This is a genomic window from Acinetobacter sp. ANC 4862 (assembly GCF_004336635.1).
In the GTDB taxonomy this organism is placed as follows: domain Bacteria; phylum Pseudomonadota; class Gammaproteobacteria; order Pseudomonadales; family Moraxellaceae; genus Acinetobacter.
In genome coordinates, this window is record NZ_SJXH01000004.1 from 82872 (window position 1) to 102467 (window position 19596).

At 40.8% G+C, this 19596-nt stretch carries 18 protein-coding genes; 5 read left to right on the forward strand and 13 right to left on the reverse strand.

The window, feature by feature from the left end:
• Positions 1-47: 47 nt before the first annotated feature.
• Positions 48-749: a TetR/AcrR family transcriptional regulator gene (locus tag E0409_RS03135; protein WP_131287490.1), complete on the reverse strand. Its 702-nt coding sequence runs from the start codon at positions 747-749 to the stop codon at positions 48-50.
• A gap of 115 nt (positions 750-864) precedes the next feature.
• Here E0409_RS03135 and E0409_RS03140 point away from each other — a divergent pair, with 115 nt between their 5' ends.
• The 4 genes from E0409_RS03140 to E0409_RS03155 all read left to right on the forward strand — a co-directional run bounded on the left by E0409_RS03140 (position 865) and on the right by E0409_RS03155 (position 4738).
• Positions 865-2313: a coniferyl aldehyde dehydrogenase gene (locus tag E0409_RS03140; protein WP_131287492.1), complete on the forward strand. Its 1449-nt coding sequence runs from the start codon at positions 865-867 to the stop codon at positions 2311-2313.
• A gap of 162 nt (positions 2314-2475) precedes the next feature.
• Entirely contained in the window at positions 2476-2712 is a 237-nt protein-coding gene (gene rpmB, locus E0409_RS03145) for a 50S ribosomal protein L28 (protein ID WP_010325866.1), read from the forward strand.
• Between the two features lie 12 nt (positions 2713-2724).
• The gene (rpmG, locus tag E0409_RS03150; RefSeq protein ID WP_001205031.1) at positions 2725-2880 is read left to right on the forward strand and encodes a 50S ribosomal protein L33; all 156 of its coding nucleotides are present in this window, start codon (positions 2725-2727) and stop codon (positions 2878-2880) included.
• 139 nt (positions 2881-3019) lie between these two features.
• A complete protein-coding gene (locus E0409_RS03155) occupies positions 3020-4738 on the forward strand; it encodes a cation:proton antiporter (RefSeq protein ID WP_131287494.1) in 1719 nt (572 codons plus the stop codon).
• A 429-nt stretch (positions 4739-5167) separates the two neighbouring features.
• Here E0409_RS03155 and E0409_RS03165 read toward each other — a convergent pair whose 3' ends face one another.
• From E0409_RS03165 to E0409_RS03220, 12 genes are all read right to left on the reverse strand, one after another.
• On the reverse strand, positions 5168-5446 hold the full coding sequence (locus E0409_RS03165) for a hypothetical protein (protein ID WP_067722074.1): 279 nt from the start codon (positions 5444-5446) through the stop codon (positions 5168-5170).
• A gap of 103 nt (positions 5447-5549) precedes the next feature.
• A complete protein-coding gene (locus E0409_RS03170; protein WP_131287498.1) occupies positions 5550-6053 on the reverse strand; it encodes a DUF6586 family protein in 504 nt (167 codons plus the stop codon).
• Positions 6054-6312: 259 nt separating this feature from the next.
• A complete protein-coding gene (locus E0409_RS03175) occupies positions 6313-6585 on the reverse strand; it encodes an RNA recognition motif domain-containing protein (protein WP_131287500.1) in 273 nt (90 codons plus the stop codon).
• A 97-nt stretch (positions 6586-6682) separates the two neighbouring features.
• The gene (locus E0409_RS03180; RefSeq protein ID WP_131287502.1) at positions 6683-8674 is read right to left on the reverse strand and encodes an ATP-dependent helicase; all 1992 of its coding nucleotides are present in this window, start codon (positions 8672-8674) and stop codon (positions 6683-6685) included.
• Positions 8675-8934: 260 nt separating this feature from the next.
• On the reverse strand, positions 8935-10071 hold the full coding sequence (locus tag E0409_RS03185) for a glycerate kinase family protein (RefSeq protein ID WP_131287504.1): 1137 nt from the start codon (positions 10069-10071) through the stop codon (positions 8935-8937).
• A gap of 78 nt (positions 10072-10149) precedes the next feature.
• Positions 10150-10722 carry an HdeD family acid-resistance protein gene (locus E0409_RS03190; RefSeq protein WP_131287506.1) on the reverse strand — a complete coding sequence of 191 codons (573 nt, stop codon included), beginning with the start codon at positions 10720-10722 and terminating at the stop codon, positions 10150-10152.
• 135 nt (positions 10723-10857) lie between these two features.
• The gene (locus E0409_RS03195; RefSeq protein ID WP_131287508.1) at positions 10858-11616 is read right to left on the reverse strand and encodes a hypothetical protein; all 759 of its coding nucleotides are present in this window, start codon (positions 11614-11616) and stop codon (positions 10858-10860) included.
• Between the two features lie 334 nt (positions 11617-11950).
• Entirely contained in the window at positions 11951-14590 is a 2640-nt protein-coding gene (gene topA, locus E0409_RS03200) for a type I DNA topoisomerase (protein ID WP_131287510.1), read from the reverse strand.
• A 35-nt stretch (positions 14591-14625) separates the two neighbouring features.
• On the reverse strand, positions 14626-15075 hold the full coding sequence (locus tag E0409_RS03205) for an ammonium transporter (RefSeq protein ID WP_131287512.1): 450 nt from the start codon (positions 15073-15075) through the stop codon (positions 14626-14628).
• A gap of 123 nt (positions 15076-15198) precedes the next feature.
• On the reverse strand, positions 15199-16203 hold the full coding sequence (locus E0409_RS03210) for a PIN domain-containing protein (RefSeq protein WP_131287514.1): 1005 nt from the start codon (positions 16201-16203) through the stop codon (positions 15199-15201).
• Between the two features lie 21 nt (positions 16204-16224).
• Positions 16225-17223: a hypothetical protein gene (locus tag E0409_RS03215; RefSeq protein WP_131287517.1), complete on the reverse strand. Its 999-nt coding sequence runs from the start codon at positions 17221-17223 to the stop codon at positions 16225-16227.
• A gap of 98 nt (positions 17224-17321) precedes the next feature.
• The gene (locus E0409_RS03220; protein ID WP_067722094.1) at positions 17322-17567 is read right to left on the reverse strand and encodes a SlyX family protein; all 246 of its coding nucleotides are present in this window, start codon (positions 17565-17567) and stop codon (positions 17322-17324) included.
• Positions 17568-17600: 33 nt separating this feature from the next.
• Between E0409_RS03220 and E0409_RS03225 the strand changes: the two genes are divergently transcribed.
• Positions 17601-19496, forward strand: a complete 1896-nt coding sequence (locus E0409_RS03225; RefSeq protein ID WP_131287520.1) for an ATP-binding cassette domain-containing protein — start codon at positions 17601-17603, stop codon at positions 19494-19496.
• Positions 19497-19596 lie beyond the last annotated feature (100 nt).

Sequence of the window (19596 nt, forward strand, 5' to 3'; positions counted from 1 at the left end):
AAAACAAGCCGAGCATTCTAACGCTTTTTTAAGGCTTTCTAAATAGGCTATGTTGCATCGGGATTTTTACTTGAAGACAGGCTCTCAAAAAGCTCTGAAGGACCCAGCGTTTCAAGCAAATGTTCATAAGTTTGACGACTTTCACCACGCAAATACGCCCCTTCCAGGAACACCATTTGACGTAATGCCTGCCAGACCCATTTTTCTTCTAAAGTATTTGAGTCGGTAATATGACCCGACATATATAAGAAGTTGGTCCAGTTGGTCAAAACAATCCACAAGTTAATAATCAGGGCCTCAATTTCCGAGTCCGTCATTTGCATCAAGCCTGCATTCACAAAGGCTTTATAAATTTTCTGCCCCTGTTGCATCACCTGACCGGCAAAACGTGGATACATTTTTCGAAAATCATCATTATTTTCAACCAAATGATAAACATCACGATGCAAGAAGCGATAAGCCCAGAGCTGGCTGCTCAGGACTTGAAAATAACGAATCTTATCATTGGCATCAAGCAAGCGATCATCTGGCAATGCAAGCATTTCCAAAGTTTCTTTCTGATACTGCTCCATCAAGTCTTTGATAATTTCGTTTTTATTACGAAAATGGTAATACAAATTACCCGGACTCATACTCAGTTCAGCTGCAATATGATTTGTTGTAACTGAACGCTCACCGCGCTCATTAAACAATTGTAAGCTGAGCTGTAAAATACGATCTTTGGTTTTCACCGTTTTGGAGTGAGACATCCTAAAGTAACCATTCATTCAATAGGTTAGCTAGCTAACACATAAAGTAACTTGACTATTTAGAGCTTTTACTCTAAAAATTAAATTAATCGCTTTTATTTAATGGTAGCAGGTCATGAATAGTCATACAAAAACAACTTCAATGACACCACATTCTTTCGATATTCCGCACTTGCATGATGTGCTGGAACAGCAAAAACATGCCTATCAACGCCATCCTTTACCAAGTGCAAAGGAACGTATTGATCGTTTAGCACGTTTAAAGCGTATCTTAGTTAAATATCAAGATCAATTTGCCGAAGCAATTAACCAGGACTATGGTAACCGTTCTATTGGCGAAACCAAAATCGGTGAATTACTCACCTGTCTTGAGCAGATTAAATATTATAGCAAGCATTTGACCCATTGGATGAAACCTTCGAAACGCCATGTCGGAATTATTCATCAACCGGCAAAAGCCTGGGTTCAATATCAACCGCTAGGTGTGATTGGAATTATTGCCCCTTGGAACTATCCTTTATTATTGTCGGTTGGTCCACTGATTTGTGCAATTGCTGCCGGCAACAATGCCATGATCAAAATTTCCAGTGCATCAAGCAATTTTGGTCGTGCGCTTGAAAAAGCCTTAACTGAAGCCTTTCCGATCGAATTGGTTGCAGTCATTAATGGTGGCGGTCCTGTTTCTGATGCATTTAGCCATTTAGCCTTTGATAAAATCATTTTCACCGGTTCTACCGAAATTGGTAAAACCGTGATGGCGGCTGCTTCAGAAAACCTGGTGCCGGTGATTTTAGAATTGGGCGGAAAGTCCCCGGTTCTGGTTCACCCATCGATTGATTTACAGGATGTGGCACAACGTCTGGCTGCCGGTAAACTGTGGAATGCAGGTCAAACTTGCGTAGCACCGGACTATATGTTCCTGCCTAAAGGAAAAACGGCCGAATTCATCGAGCAGTTCAAGGCGTGTGTTGAAGAGATGTATCCAAATATTGCATACAATCAGGATTACACCTCGATTATTAATGACAAACAGTACAATCGCCTGCAAGGTTATTTAGAAGATGCCCTTAATCAGGGTGCCAAAATTATCGAAATCAATCCTGAATATGAAGATTTAACTGCAGTTCGAAAAATTGCACCGACTTTATTGACCGGTGTAACCACTGAAATGCAGATTATGAAAGAGGAAATCTTTGGCCCGATCCTGCCAATCATGGAATATGATCAAATTGACGATGTTATTGACTTTATTAATAGCCGTCCGCGTCCACTTGCTTTATACTATTTCGACTTTGATCAGGCGCGTGCCGACTATGTCGCACAGCATACTCATTCAGGGCATTTCGGGCAAAATACGGTACTCACCCATGTTGCACAAGACGATTTACCATTTGGTGGCGTCGGTGCTTCAGGTATGGGGAAATATCATGGTCCAGAAGGTTTCTTCAGTTTGTCTCATGAACGGTCGGTGATGTCGAATCCTAAGCTCTATAGCTTAAAATTCATTCTCCCACCATTTAACAAGCCGATTCATAAATTGATTTCGAAGACCCTTCTTCGCTAACTGATCAAGGCATGAGCTATTGCACATGTTCATGCCGAGTTTTTATTAAATTCGCTTGTCTTTTAAGCGTATTTTTGATATAAAACGCCCCTTGAATGATTTCATCCGTTTACTTTTAATGACTAGCCGCACAATCGGTGCTGTCTAGCAATGGAGTTCACCATGTCTAAGGTTTGCCAAGTTACCGGCAAGCGTCCAGTCGTTGGCAACAACGTCTCGCACGCCAATAACAAAACCAAACGCCGGTTCGAGCCGAACCTGCATCACCACCGTTTCTGGTTAGAAAGCGAAAAACGTTTTGTACGTCTTCGTTTAACCACTAAAGGTATGCGTATTATCGACAAATTGGGTATCGAAAAGGTTGTTACTGACCTACGTGCTCAAGGTCAAAAGATCTAAGGAGTTCGAACCATGCGTGATAAAATTCGTCTAGTTTCTTCAGCTGGTACTGGTTATTTCTATACCACAACTAAGAACAAACGTACTATGCCGGAAAAAATGGAAATCAAAAAATTTGATCCAAAAATCCGTCAACACGTGATTTTCAAAGAAGCTAAAATTAAATAATTTTGCCTTCTTAAAAAAACGACCTTCTGGGTCGTTTTTTTTTGCATTTTTTTTATCCGAGTTGATACACTTTAGCTAATTTTTTGGCACCGTTTGTGCTTTTTGTATTTTACCCTTAACTAGGCTTAAGGAGTTTTTAGTGCCTCATGACGTAGATCTCATCATCTTATTAGCCGTTGGCTTTGGACTGGCGCTTATTTTTGGCTATATTGCAGCTCGTATACGCCTCCCCCCTCTTATCGGCTATCTCGTTGCCGGTATCATTATTAGTCCGAACACGCCTGGTGTGGTCGGAGATATTCATCTTGCCAACCAACTGGCTGAACTTGGGGTCATGTTCCTGATGTTTGGTGTCGGGATGCACTTTTCCCTTAATGATTTGATGCAGGTACGTCGAATTGCCTTACCGGGTGCTGTTTTACAAATTGCTGTAGCAACCTTACTGGGAATAGGCGTTTCCATGATCTGGGGCTGGAGTTTTGGTTCTGCACTGGTTTTTGGCTTAAGCCTGTCCTGTGCCAGTACTGTAGTATTACTCAAAGCATTAGGTGACCGCGGTCTACTCAACTCGGTCAACGGTAAAATTGCCGTGGGCTGGTTATTAGTTGAAGACTTGGTCATGGTCTTGGTTCTGGTTCTACTTCCTGCCACAGCAGTGTTACTCGGTGGCACACCTGTTGCTGGTTCCAGTACCGATGCAAACATCTGGATGACCTTAGCAATTACCCTGCTTAAAGTGGCTGGTTTTATTGCCTTTATGCTAATTATCGGGAAACGTTTAGTCCCCTTTATCATGCAAATTGTGGCGCGCTTAGGTTCCCGCGAATTATTTACCTTAACCGTCGTTGCTGCTGCTGTATCTATTGCTTTTGGTGCTTATAAAGTCTTTGGCGTATCGATGGCACTTGGTGCATTTTTCGCAGGGATGGTGGTTAAAGAATCTGATTTCAGTCACCGTGCAGAAGAAGAAACGTTACCCTTACGTGAAATTTTCTCAATCTTATTCTTTGTATCTGTCGGCATGCTGTTTGACCCACGCATTTTGATTGAGCAACCTTTCCACGTGCTTGCTGTGGTTGGCATCATTATGATTGGCAAGACCATTGCCGCAATGGCTTTGGTTTTATTCTTCCGATATCCCATTAATACTGCGTTAACCGTTGGCGCAAGCTTGGCACAAATTGGCGAGTTTTCTTTTATTCTGGCCACTTTGGGCCTCTCACTCAATTTACTTTCCATAGAAGGACAAAACCTGATTCTAGCGGGCGCATTGATTTCAATTACCCTGAATTCATTTGTGTTCTCTGCTATTGAACCTGTACAAAACTGGATTCGTGAACGCTCGCATTTAGCACGTTTACTGGAACGTAGTGGTGACCCTCTTTCCATGCTGCCTGATGAAGTATCTCAAGAGTATTTGCGTGATCAGGTGGTGATTGTCGGTCATGGTGAAGTCGGTCGTCGTATTACCAAAACATTAATGGCTCAAGACATTAAAGTGGTGATTGCGGAAGAAAACCGCGAAATTGTAGAAAGTTTACGTGAAAAAGGAATTGCTGCCGTTTCTGGTCATGCCACTGAACCAAGCGTATTAATTCAAGCGCATATTCAACATGCACGCTTATTGGTGCTATCACCGATGGATATTTTAGATATTCACAAAATTGTGGATATTGCCAAAACCCTGAATCCGCAAATTCAGGTTTTAGTCTGTGCAGAAAGCAAGGAAGAAGCTGAAGTGATTCGTCGTGATGGTATTGGTGAAGTCTATTTTGCCAAAGAGGAAATGGCGAAGAATATGACCAATCATATTCTCCATCAAATCCAGATTGCACATCAGCAAGAACCAACACATTAAAAACTATTTAGAGTTTAAAAATTGTCTAATTAGATAACTTTTAAACTCTATAAATTTAAATACTTATAGTCATTTAATTATTTTATAAATCAGAGGGGGAGTTATGTTGCTAATTTATTTAGGTTTAGCAGTTTTCATTATTGGGGGAATTGGTTTTTTAATTACTGCTTTCAAGAATAGTATTTTATGGGGACTGGGATGTCTATTGCTTTATCCAGTTTCTATCATATTCTTAATCCTAAATTGGAATGATGCTAAGAATCCATTTTTGCTCCAATTACTAGGCATTGGAATTATGCTAGTTGGATCAGTATTTTCTTCCCCTACGCATATTTGAAAAATTTCTTTTTTAAAAATATTCGTATTAAATCTAAAATATTTGATTCGTAAAAAAACGCACCCATGAGTGCGTTTTTTATTTGGGAGAGATCAGCTCAAATACTTAGGTTGATCATCCACAATCTCTGCCTGCCATTCATTGACCTGCTTTTCCATCATGGCAAACAAAGCGGCTTGCACCATATGTTGTGCAATCTCAGGCATTTGATCACCCAGTAATGACTTAACTTCATCATTAAACTGAATTTTAACCAAGGGTTCTTTTTGAGAGCCTGCATTTCGCAATGCCAACTCACCACCTTCAAGTTGAACCAATTCTAAAATCGCTTCTTGATTACCAAATAATTCTTTCAATTGTTCTATAGACATAGTTCCTCCATGTTCAACATGGTGGCAAAGGCAGTTGCACTTTGCATTACGTAGACTATTTATATAAGGTCGATAACAAAAACTTCAAGAGCAGAAAAAAAGATTAAAACTCAACCATCTCGTTACGAAAGCCATCAATCAGCTGGGTTAAATCACGATGCCATTCACGTAAAATTTTTGTATCCGGCAACCATGCTTGTGAAGTCTGCGTCACTTTAATAATTAAGTTAGATGATGTTTCATGTTCTGGTTCAGGTGCACTTGGCTCAGGTGCATATTGGCACATGCGATACGCACGCTTCAACTCTGCAATAAAACCTTGCTTTGACAATTGCTGCATCACGGTCACTTCAGGAGATACTTGTCCCTTTTCCGCCATGTTGTGTTCAATCGACTTGAGTGTCGGCATAAAGTCATTTAAACGATAGTAACGCACCAACTCCTGTAGAAATGCCAAGACTGCACCATGTAAATGAAATACGGCAGCTTCACGATGTGCCTGTGCCTGTTGAATATTGTCAGTTTGCTCAGCTTGTTGGCATGAAAGACGTGCAAAATACAGTTTTTGATTGGTACGGTCAGCATGGAAGCGAGCAACACGAGACATAGCGATATTCCTAAATTTTGGCGTTTGTTACAGACTTAAGATTAAACTTAATTTTGATCAATTCACAATAAAAATTATGCATGATCCATTTCAATTCAATAGATTTTACGTTTTACAGCAGCTTCGGTCTTGTTCTCGATTGAACTTCTCAAACCTTGATTCCCTGAGAAATATCTATTCCATTGGGGCCAATCATAGACAGGACCTGAACATTCCGTTTCATTTTTATCTATAAAAAAAGGAGCTTTCGCTCCTTTAATTATTTGTTTTCAGTTTTACTTTCGGCTTCAGGCTTATCTTCAGCCTGTTTTACACGAATACCATGTCCGTGCAAACGAAGGGTATTTAAACCCTTAATTGCTTTGATCGCCTCACGAGCATGTGGCATTTCAACAAAAGCAAAACCTTTCGATTTACCTGTCGTCGCATCAAGCACCAACTTGCATGACTCAACTGTGCCAAAATCTTGAAATAACTTCAATAATTCAGCTTCTGTTACTGTACGTTCTAAACTACGAACTAAAATTTTCATCTTACAACCTTAAAATAGGCAAAATCATCAAAAAGCACTCGCCTACTCGACTTTTTGAACTTCGCAATAAAAAACAAAATAACGCAATTGTGATAGTTTAATCGAGATCAATGCCAAAATCTAAATTAATCGACTGTCGTTCAATTAAAGCGCTTTTCACGGTTTGCTGGCGTTGTTTGTAATGGGTTTCGCTAATACACAAATTACGGGTTAATTCATTCAGAAAATAACTTTCAATCTTGCGCCCCTGATCATCGACCTGATCACGCGCCCATAAATTCAGATTCTGCTTGGTGAGAATCAATTCATTTTTGGCACGGGTCAATGCCACATACAACACACGGCGTTCTTCTTCAACTTCATCGAAATTACCCTGCGCACGTGCATGCGGATATTGTCCCGCCGAGACATTCGCCACATAACAGACTTTCTGTTCTGTCCCTTTGGCAGAGTGGATGGTGATGAGTGTGACTACATCATCCTGCGACTGACGCTCAATTTCACTGATCGACACGGGATCGAGCACATATTCTTCCAAAAACTCGCTCAGTTGATCATGTTTAGATGCTAGTTGCTTAACTAAATCAAAATCGCCTAAACGTTTCGACCAATCCTTCTTGGCATAGTTTTCTTCCAGCTGTTCTTTTAGAGCTTCGATACCCAGCGATACACAAGCCTGTACTTGATCTTTCAACACCAGCATTTGCTTCATGATCAGCAAAGTATTGTCTGGAATACGACCAAATTTTTCTAACTTTTCAAAAATGCGGTCGGTCTCAGGTTCAAGTAATAATTGCTGAGCCAGTTTACTTGCGCCTACATCACCTACACCATTCCATAGGGTCAGGAAACGCATCCAGGCAATATCATCCAGAGGATTGGCGATCACACGTAGCAGACTGAGCAAGTCTTTTACATGCGCGGTTTCAAGCAGTTTCATGCCACCAATAAAACGGTAAGGCACATTAGCCTGAATGAATGCCGCCTCAATATGACGTGCGGCAAAACTTGAACGTACCAGCACCATATGTTCATACCATGCTGAACCTTGCAGCAAATGACGCTCTTTAATGTCGATGGCAATCCATTTTGCTTCATCAAACTCATTCAGGAAAATATGCATGCGAGGTTTGATGCCCTCGCCACGATAAGCCTCTAAATGCTTGTCATATTGAATCGGACTTTGATCGAGCAACCAGTTGGATAGGTCCAGAATTTCTTGCGTAGAACGGTAATTTTTTTCCAGTTTAAAAATCTGTGCATCGGGTACACGTTCTTTAAAATGGTGAATATTTTCAAAGTCGGCACCCCGAAAACCGTAAATGGATTGTGCATCATCACCGACACAGAACAGACTGGTTTTATCTTTTAATGGTTCAAGCAAAGCCCATTGCAAAGGATTAGTATCCTGCATTTCATCCACTAGCATGTGCTGACAGATCGATGAAACGTAATCCACCAAGCCTTCAGATTGCGCCAGTGCTGAAGCCACTACCGCCAAAATATCGTCATAATCCAGAAAGCTACGTGCCTGTTTCCGGGCTTCGTACTCTTTCATGATTTCCGCAATCTGGTCTTTATATTCCAGAAATTCCGGCATTTGCTTTTCTAGAGCCAGACTTAATTTTTGCCGAGTATTTCGAGCAAAAGAATAGAGATCACATAACTCTTTCGGTTTTGGCAGTGCATTGGGATTTTTCTTGTCATCTTTACCGCGAATCAAGCGGAACATCATCAACTGATCATCACGGTCGATAATCGAGAATTGTTCCAAGCCAAAAGCTTTGGGAATACGGCGCAGCAAGTACATACAGAAGGTATGAAAAGTCGATGCACGAAGCCCTTTAGCTTGTTCACCTAAAGCGAGTTCCACACGTGCGACAATTTCACTGGCTGAACGTCGGGTAAAGGTCAGAATCTGGATTTGATTGGCGGGTACACCTTGATCAATCAGATAAGCTGCACGTGCCACAATGGTTTTGGTCTTGCCACAGCCTGCGCCTGCAAGTACCAAACTGTGCTTAGATTCGGTGGTTGCGGCTTGCTTTTGTTGAGGGTTTAATTCATCAATCAGGGTGGCTAAACTCATGGTATCTCATCGTGTTCGGTAGACGAATAGTTTAACAGAGCTATCCACAGAAAACTTGCGATGAAAATTCTAGAAGGAATATACATCGTGACAGGCAGCATGGATGCTGCCGTTATTCAGTGATGCATGGACGTATCATCTGAATAACGAAGGGTTTGGTTACTTTGCCCTGTCAAAGTAACCAAACCCTTCGCGTTAGCATTTATCTATTCACATCCTTTCGGGGCTATGAGTATCTCTACTTTTAGAATTTAGCATGATCACTTTTCAAGTTTATTTAACACTGTAACTACAGCATCCTCCAAATACCTTTCCGCATTTTGCATCGCATCTTCTAAAGTGCAACCTGACGGGTTAATGCCAATAATCTGAGTAAATCCCAACGCATAAAGCTCATCAATACCATCCCCAACCACACCCGCAAAAGCAATCACAGGCTTATTCAATCGCTTCGCCACCTGCGCCACACCAAAAGGGGTTTTACCAAATTTGGTCTGAAAATCAATTTTGCCCTCACCGGTAAATACATAATCAGCCTGGACAATTTTTTCTGCCAATTGGGTCTGTTCAATGACAAGCTCTACACCTGAACGAATGCTTGCGCCAGCAAATACCATCAAGCCAAAACCTAATCCGCCAGCGGCACCCGCCCCTGCGATATCTTTAACATCAATATTTAATTGTTGAGCAACCAGTTCTGCAAAATGCGTAAGGTTCTGATCAAGCTGTTGCACCATTTCAGGTGTTGCACCTTTTTGTGGACCAAACACATGCGATGCCCCGTTTATTCCAGTCAAAGGATTATTCACATCACTGGCAATCATGATTTCAACTTGCTTTAAACGTGCGTCCAAACCTGAAATATCAATCGTTCGAATTTGATCGAGTTGCCCACCACCTATTGCAACTTCAGTATTGTGTGCATCTAAAAATTTTGTTCCCAATTCCTGTGCCATTCCTGCACCTGCATCATTGGTGATACTTCCGCCCAAACCCATAATGATTTTAGAGACGCCTAAATCCAATGCCGCTTTAATCATCTCTCCCGTACCGAAAGTGGTAGTCAGTAAGGGATTTCGCTGGGAAGGTTCGAGCAAATGAATGCCATTAGCTTTTGCCATTTCAATCACAGCGGTTTGACCATCTTCAATTAAGCCAAAATAAGTTTTTACTTTTTGAGTGGATAAAGGTCCTGTGACTTCACAATCGACTATCTGTCCATTTAAGCAAGAAACCAAGGCATCGACTGTCCCCTCACCACCATCTGCCATGGGCACCTGAATAAAATGTGCATCCGCAAATACTTTCTGGATGCCACGTTGCATCGCCTGACAAGCCTGTTCAGCAGTCATGCTTTCTTTGAAAGAATCTGGAGCGAGGACAAAAGTTTTAGACATGCTCTTCAAAAAATGAAATGAATAAATCTTTTATACAATAAAAAAGAGCGCATATAACGCTCTTTAGTCGAATTGAGTTTAAACATCGGCAGAACTTTTGGGCACTTCACGTTTGATATAAGAAGCTAAAGTGAGATAGTTAATGCCCTGAAACAAAATATCGACTGCAAGGAATAGACCCAGCACCCAGAACGGCGCATCGGGTGACATCAAAATAAGAATCCCTGTCACCAAGGTAAGAATGCCGGAAAATAATACCCAACCCCAACCTTGATAGGCTTTAAAAACAAAGGCACTCAAGACACGAATGATACCAGCAACGATCAATACAATCGCCAATAGATTAGTCAATACAATTGCAGTTTTGACAGGGGTGGTAAAAGCATAATATCCAGCTACCAGATACAGCACACCGAACAATGCCCACAACCAACGATAGCCCCCCTCAAAGATTTTAAATGCTGCAATGAAGTGTAGAACGCCACCAATCATCATCAGCACACCAAACAGAAAAACGACTGAAAGCGTAGCAAAAGGTAGAGCTGCCAGTAACACAACTCCGAATAGGATCAGCAGAATGCCTAGACCTAAGTACCACTTTCGATTTTCATGCAGCTGATGTCGAACTAAATCATTTCCTACTGTTTTCATGATTCTTCTCAAGTCTTTTGTTTAGGAACAGGTTTATTTTTCAATATTTTAAAACAGATGTCTGTTATGAATATGCGACATTTTTATCCACATCAGTAAGTTAAACTGTGGATAAATTAAGCGTTATCCACAAAATTATTTTTTCCAACCCAATTCAATCGCGGTAATTTCATTAATTAATGTCTGTTGCAAAGTACCCGGCATCTTACTTTTATCGCTTGACACAGGAATATGCCCTGCCATTAACTCACATTTAGCTTGAGGAAATAAAGGCTTTTGATTGGGATAAGCATAACCCACCGGATACAGGGGTTGTCCTGTCGCCAAGTCATATTTATCGGTGGCACCGAAAGCATGAAGTAATTCATGTACGAGTACAATTTTGTTTTGTTCAGACTGTTTTTTTGATGCAAATAAATTGACCGAACCAATCCGCCCTTTTTGCAAGGCGGTTGAATGCTTTAATTCTTTAGTCTGTGCAGGATCATAATAATTTAAAAACAACGTCACACTTGGTGAGCCATCTTTGCTTTCATGCTGTTTCCAGGCATAAAAACGGAACTTTAAACTCCATAAAATGGTATCCAGCATGCTTGCATGCTCAGGTACTTTCGGAGGTATCTTTTTGAGTTCACGACCCATTTGAAAATAAATGGAAATCGGTTGTCCTCGATATTCTGTAGACATATGTTTCAAGTATTCTTGTGCAGCACTTAATTCAGATAAGTTAAGGGTCTGAATATAGTTTTGGGTAGCAGCCTGCCCATCTGCATTAATGGGATGCAGCATGACAATAATAGGCTTGGACCAATTCTGGTTTTGATCACGATAGGCATTGACTGCCACGATGAATAAAATGATGAGTAAACACAGTACCCGAATTTTTTTCCACATTAATTTTTCTCATTATTAAGTAATAACATTTTCAAAATCCATCCAAAAATTGGATACACAAAAATTCATCCGCAACTGTCCGAGACAGACTGCATTATTATAGATAATGTTTCTGAGATTTTTTAGATAAAATAAGGAATCTGACGAGTTTTGCGGAGGACAAATGCCTTTCTTGCGAACTCAAAATATATTTTGAGGCTTCTCATTTGGGCGAAACCAAAGTAACAAATGAGCTCCAAACATTAAATTGAATACCGAGAAGACTCCGCTGAACCATGTAGTATCAACAAATAAAAAATGCCGACTTTCGTCAGCATTTTTCACTTCTTAAAAATTAGGCTTCAACCCATTTCCCATCCTGGAAAACCAGGCTCCACTTGGTTTGTTTCCCTTCAGCATTTTCAGAACCAATATACTGCGCCTGATTCTTACGGCTGAATTTCACCAGTGTTGGATTACCTTCTGGGTCTACATCCGGAGCTTTCAAAATAAATTGATATTTCGGATCAAGCTGTTCAGCTACAGAACGTAGTTCTGCGACTTTCGGCGCACGTGTTTCACGTACTTTCGGGAATTTACTCGCTGCCAGGAATAAACCGGCTGCACCATCACGAAGAACAAAGAAGTCATCATGTTTGGTTGAACGTAAATGTTCCATTTTAATCGGATCGACACGTGGAGGCGCAGGCTGACCGCTCTTCAACACTTTACGGGTATTGTCACAACTGGTGCAGGCAAAGTAAGGTCCAAAACGACCCGTCTTAAGCTGCATTTCACCATCACATTTATCACATGGAATGGTTGGACCATCGTAACCTTTAATTTTGAACTCACCTTCTTCAAGTTCAAAACCAGCACAGTCTGGGTTATTACCACAGACATGCAATTTACGACCACCATCAATCACATAACTGTCCATTGCCGTTTCACAGATCGGGCAACGTTTTTTCGACATCAAATCAGCAGTTTCTGCTGCATCATCATCAGACAATGCCGCAAGCGACTCAACCGGAGTCAAGTTCAAGGTACCTTTGCAACGCTCTTTTGGCGGCAAGTTGTAGCCTGAACACCCTAAGAATACACCCGTTGTACCGGTACGAATCTGCATCGGACGTGAGCATTCAGGACAATGTACCGCTTCAACTTCAACAGGTTGATTACGACGCATGCCGTTTTCACCCTGTGCTGTCGTTAAGCGTTTTTTAAAGTCACCGTAGAAATTATTCAGTAACTCTTTCCAGTTGCGCTCACCCATCGCCACTTTATCGAGCTGACCTTCAAGATCAGCCGTAAAAGCGTAATTCATCAGGTTGTTGAAGTTTTCATCGAGACGATCCGTCACGATTTCACCCATCTTCTCGGCAAAGAGACGACGGTTATCCAACTTCACATAGCCACGATCCTGAATAGTTGAAATAATTGCCGCATAGGTGGATGGACGACCAATGCCTTTTTTCTCTAATTCTTTAACCAATGACGCTTCGGTAAAACGTGCAGGCGGTTTAGTAAAGTGTTGAGAGGGATCAAGTTTCTCAAGATTAAGTACTTCACCCACTTTAACTGCAGGTAGCAAAATATCGTCATCGGCTTTGTTTGCACCGCGAACTTTGGTGAAACCGTCAAAAACTAAAGTACGACCTTTGGCCTTAAGTTCCACGCCATTGGCATCGACTAAAATGGTTGAAGACAGGTATTCTGCCGGTGTCATTTGACACGCGACAAACTGACGCCAAATCAGATCATACAAGCGCTGTGCATCACGATCGACACCGACTAACTGATCACCGTTTAAAGCAACATTGGATGGACGAATCGCTTCATGGGCTTCTTGCGCACCGGCTTTGTTACCATAACGGTTTGGCTTGGCTGGAAGATATTTATCACCAAACTCAAGTTCAATGTGATTACGAACCATATTGACTGCATCATCACTTAAGAATGTTGAGTCAGTACGCATATAGGTAATAAAACCTGCTTCATACAGACGCTGTGCCATAGTCATGGTTTTCTTTACAGAAAAACCTAAACGGGTACTTGCGGCCTGTTGCAGGGTCGAGGTGATATACGGTGCACTTGGATTAACCTTGGTCGGTTTATCTTCACGCGTGGTCACTTTATATTCAGCATCGTTCAGAATTTTTAATAAAGCATCCGTTTGGGCTTTATTTTGCAGTTTTAAGGTCTTACCACCTTGTTTGACTGCTTCTAACCGAATGTCATCTTTTTTAGATTTGGTATCTGCAAACACCTGCCAGTATTCTTCAGGAATAAAAGCGCGAATCTCACGTTCACGTTCTACCACCAATTTTACTGCAACCGATTGCACACGACCTGCCGATAAACCGCGGGCAATTTTTTCCCACAGTAATGGCGAAATCATAAAGCCCACCACGCGGTCCAAGAAACGGCGTGCTTGTTGTGCATTAACCTTATCAAGATCTAAACGTGCTGGCTGTTTAAAGGCTTCTTGAATCGCATTTTTGGTAATTTCGTTAAAGACTACACGTTGATAACGTGAATCATCTCCCCCAATCACTTCTTTTAAATGCCAGGCAATCGCTTCCCCTTCACGGTCCATATCCGTTGCGAGGTAGATTTCATCGACTTGCGATGCCAGTTTTTTCAGTTCAGCAACGACATGCTCTTTACCGGGTAGCACTTCATAGTGAGCTTTCCAATCGTGTTCAGGGTCGACGCCCATACGATTAACCAAAGCCGTTTGTGCTTTTTCAGCTTTTTGCTCATCGGTGAGTTTGGCACGTGATACAGGCTTTTTTTCTGTACTTTTAGAACCACCTGTCGGTAAGTCACGGACATGACCAACGGATGATTTCACAATGTAATCTGAGCCGAGGTATTTATTGATTGTTTTCGCTTTTGCAGGCGACTCCACAATCACTAAGGCACGCTTTTTCGCAGCACTCGGTGATTTTGCTGTGGTGCTTTTGGATGTAGACCGAGGAGCGTTCGCCATAGTTAACCGTTAATCCTGTGTGTTTGGTTTATAAATTAAAGTTCAGCCAAAGACTGTAAATAGGTTTTGATGTCATCTAACTGTGTTGCTCGAAGGTCAGATTCTTCATCCCAATAGAGTCCTACACAGTTTGCCTGCATATCAATAGCATAAATGCCCTTTAATGCAATGGGCAAATCGTTAAACTTATCATCGCCCTGCACAAGCTTTAGCTTTTGATCTTCCACACGTGCACGCATTAAAGGCAGACGTGCATCTGGAATAAGTACGCTGTAATAGGCCACCATACTGGCACGCTTTTCAGAAGCCATTGGAATTTTTGTCCAATCGGGAGCTGCGACTAAACGTGGGTGCAGTGCCATCTTGCGTGCTTTCTCACGCATGATTCCTAATGCTTTTTCTCGCGGACTGACGCGAAGACCCAAAATCGAGCCCAAAACAAATAGAATGATGAAGCCAATGACCCAAATACCGGTATTTTCCATACTACAACCTTGTCTATTCCTTTATTAGAGTTGCATAAGCTGAATATAAAACGCAAGCACCACCATCAAAATTAATAATTACAGGATTAAATAAATATACTTATTTATCTGTTTTTATTCATATCATGATGCAATTTCTGAATTTGGCTGTTCAAGTACATTAATTATGTTCTGAGACTCAGCTAAATAAATAATATCAATACTTGACCAAGCTTCAATCAATGAATCGTTATAAGTCACTTTATTATTTACCTGAAATACGATTTTTTGTTTTATTAATATATTTAGAAAATCTTGAAGGAACTGTTCTCGATCCAACCGTAAAACGGCTTGAATTGAATTAATTAAGCTCTCAACTTTAGCTGGTCTTCCTTTCTGAATTTTGATCAAATAATCACAATATTGCTTTATTCTTTGTAAATGAGGTTTTTGCTGAATCTCCTCTACAGTTGGTAATTGAACAACTAAAGTTTTTATTGTCTCATTCGCTTGAACCGATAGTACTTCCGTCATACGAGCAAGCTCATAACTGACATTTTGATTTTTAATTTGAATAAACTGATATTGCTTCAATAATTCAATAGTTTGTTTTATATTCGCACCACTATTTTTCATCCAAGATTTCAAGGCATTATTTAAAGAATTAAATTGCTTAGGTTGATTTTTTTGTAATAATTGAAGTGCATTTAATAGATGTTTATATTCAGTTTTTTGCAAATCAAGATGCGTTATTTCTAACTTGTTCCCATTACTATTAGAAATTTTTTCACGCTTAACTTGCTGTGCTTTAAAACCCATTATTTTTAGTAAATCAACAATATATTCAAATTTTTTATCATTTGACATGACATCAAATTCTGTATTTATTTTATCCATTTGAATGGATAATTGTCCTGCTAAAAAGGCTAAACCAAAATCTGCTGCATCTGGTCCCGTTTTCGGCATTTTTATAAGTACTAATTTTTTTTTGCTAATAAAATCTGCAAGACTCTGTAATCCATCAAGACTCAAGGTCATCGGTGATTTCGCATAAACCAGATACACAAACGCATAGCTTTTAAGCAACTGGAATAATTCATTTTCTGTTTTATGTAAATTCTCTATATCCAATAATAATATTTTTTTCATGCTTCCCCTCAGGCGATGAAATTAATTCAAGAACATCTCGTGACTATACAGCACTTCACTGCCATTCCAGTAGATATATCCCTTTTCAATCAACTCCTTAAGCAACAATCTGACATCAGATTTCGGGAACATTTGCTCCAGCAAATCCCTCAAGGCATAAATATCTTTCGGCTTGTCCGATTTTAATTCACGCAATTTACGCGCAACAATGACCTGAACCGGATCGATTTTAGAGAAGTTTTTAAATAAATCTTTTTGCGCATGATGAATGGGATCTGAATGTTCCAGTTCTTCATCTGAGGAAGATTCTGTCTGTAGTTGAGCAAAAATTGGAGAAATGTTGGGTGCTGTTTCCAAAGGCGTTGCTTGCTCTAAATCAAGTTGCGTCCATTGTTTTAATAGCTTTTTACGGAAGTTAATTTGCTCATCATAACGTTTCACAATTTTTAGATTAATCAGTAAAGCAATCAGCTGCTGTGCTTGATCAGTTTCAACTTGCAAAATGTTACTGATCGAGTTTTTGAGTTTCTCAATCGAGTTCGGTTTGCCCTTCATTTTACCCAAGGCATCGCAATATTTTTTAACCAACAACAACTCTGGTTTTTGCTTAATGGTTTCAACACTTGGAAGTTTATATTTTGAATTTAAACAAGGTGCTTCTGGCTGAATTTGAATCAAGTGACAGTTCATGTCTGAGGATTGCATCATCTCAATCAGGATTTCACTGCTTGGCATGGCAGAAATGACTTCAATCGTCGTGTCAGGTTCTAACAATGCAATCAGTTGCCCAACCACCACCGCATATTCAAATTCTTTGTGATCGACCTCGGCAGTTTCTAAGATCACCACTTGTCCACTACTCACCCAACCTGAAAACTCGGTTAAATCTTCAAGTGAGTATTCAAACTTTCCTTGGCAGTTAAATAAGTAAATTACAGCGTAGTGTTGAATAATCTCACGCAACAGTTGTGCGTTAGGCATATTCTTTTCAAGATCAAGAAGAACGACTTTGTTGGACATAATCTCAATAGACAAGTAAGCAAACTTTGAGCACGCATTAGAACGAGCCGGGATGAAAAGGTCAAATCAATTCAGCAAAAAGACCGGTGAAGATTGACTCAATAATGCGGTGGTCGATTGGTCATTGGATCAAAAGCGGCAATTCCATCGGATAAATCGGAAGACTCAATGCGTTGATACAAAAACTGCATTTGTTTTTTCAAATCAGCGATTTCGGCATGTTGCAGAGACACCTGTTCATTTAATTGTTCAACTAAATCATCTAAAAATGTAATTCGCACTTGCAAATCTTCTATGGGTGCGGAAAATGACGCCTGATCATTAAGATTTTTTTGTTTAGTCATTTTAAGTCCTCATTTTGGATTTCAGGAAACAGTATGGCCTATATTACGTTAAGGGATGTCCAACTCGCATTTGGCGGACCTTCCCTGCTCGACGGCGCGAACTTCAATTTGGAACGCGGTGAACGAGTTTGTTTGATTGGCCGTAACGGTGAAGGTAAGTCTACTTTACTTAAACTCATTGAGGGAAGTTTACTGCCAGATCGTGGTGAAGTTTCTATACAAAATGGCATCACCATTTCCATGCTTGCTCAAGATGTACCCATGGATTCCGGTAAAGTTGCAGATATCGTGGCTGATGGCGCAGGTGAAGCAGCAGCGGTACTGAAAGCCTATCACGAAGCCAGTGATGCTTGTGTACTCGGTGATATGGAAGCCTGCGACCGCATGGGTAACCTGCAGCACAAACTCGATCAGGTCGATGGCTGGGCTTTGGAAACCAAAGTAAATTCTATTTTAAGCAAAATGGGTTTAGATCCGGATGCCGATTTATCCGATTTATCCGGTGGTCGTAAACGTCGTGTCCTATTAGCACGCGCCCTACTCACTCAACCCGATGTACTTTTACTCGACGAACCGACCAACCACTTGGATGTTGAAAGTATTGAATGGTTAGAAAAATTCCTGCTCGATCAAAATAATTTAACCTTATTATTTATTTCGCATGACCGTTCATTTGTCGACAGCATTGCAACGCGTATTGTCGAACTCGATCGCGGTACTTTGCGTAGCTATGAAGGTAACTATTCACGTTATCTTGACCTTAAAGCGCAGCAAATGGAAGCGGAAGAAAAGCAAAATGCGTTGTTCGATAAACGTTTAGCTGAAGAAGAAGTCTGGATTCGCCAAGGAATTAAAGCGCGTCGTACCCGTAACGAAGGTCGTGTACGTGCGCTGAAAGATTTACGTGAAGAATCTAAAGCACGTCGCTCGCAACAGGGCAAAGTGAGTATGGCAACGCAAGAAGCCAATCGTTCTGGTAAGCTCGTCTTTGATATTGAACATTTAAGTGTTGCTTTTGGCAATCAAGAACCGATCATCAAAGATTTCTCTGCCTTGGTGCTTCGTGGCGACCGCATTGGCTTGGTTGGCGACAATGGTGTGGGTAAAACAACACTGATCAAAGCCATTCTGGGTGAGATTGAACATGGCGGTACAGTAAAAACGGGTACCCAGCTTGAAGTGGCTTATTTCGACCAGCTGCGTAATGCACTTGATTTAGAGAAATCGGTTAAAGATAACGTTTCTGAAGGTTCGGACTTTGTCGATGTCAACGGTGGCCGTCGTCATATCTACAGTTATCTTCAAGATTTCCTGTTCTCACCTGAACGTGCCCGTACGCCGGTAAAAGCATTGTCTGGTGGTGAACGCAACCGTATTCTGTTGGCAAAACTGTTACTTAAACCATCCAATCTAATCGTTATGGATGAGCCAACCAATGACTTGGATATGGTGACCCTTGAGCTCTTGGAAGAAATGCTCGGTGGTTATAAGGGTACATTACTTTTGATCTCGCATGACCGTGCATTCATGGACAATGTGGTCACGTCGACTTGGGTATTTGATGGTAAAGGTAACATTGATGAATACATCGGTGGTTATCAGGACTATCTGGAACAACGCCCTGACCAAACTGCTGTAGATCAGAAAAGTGATGTGAAAAAAGCCATTGCTAAAGCGGAAGCAGCTGCGCCGAAAAAAGTAAAGTTGAGCTATAAAGATCAGCGTGCTTTAGAACAGTTACCGGCTGAAATTGAAGCCTTAGAGAAAGAACAAGCAGAGCTGAATGAGCAGCTTGCAGATGGCTCTTTATTTGTTAAAGATGCCGATGCAGCCGCTCAAGCATCACAACGTTTAGCCGAAATTGACGAGCTATTGCTTGAAAAATTAGAACGTTGGGATGAATTAGAGAACCTGACCCAAGGTAACTAATTTAGCCGCGCTATAAAAGCACCTGTAAAGTATTTTGCAGGTGCTTTTTTATTTACAAAATAACTTCATGTTAAACTGCAGATAATTTTTGGTATAAACG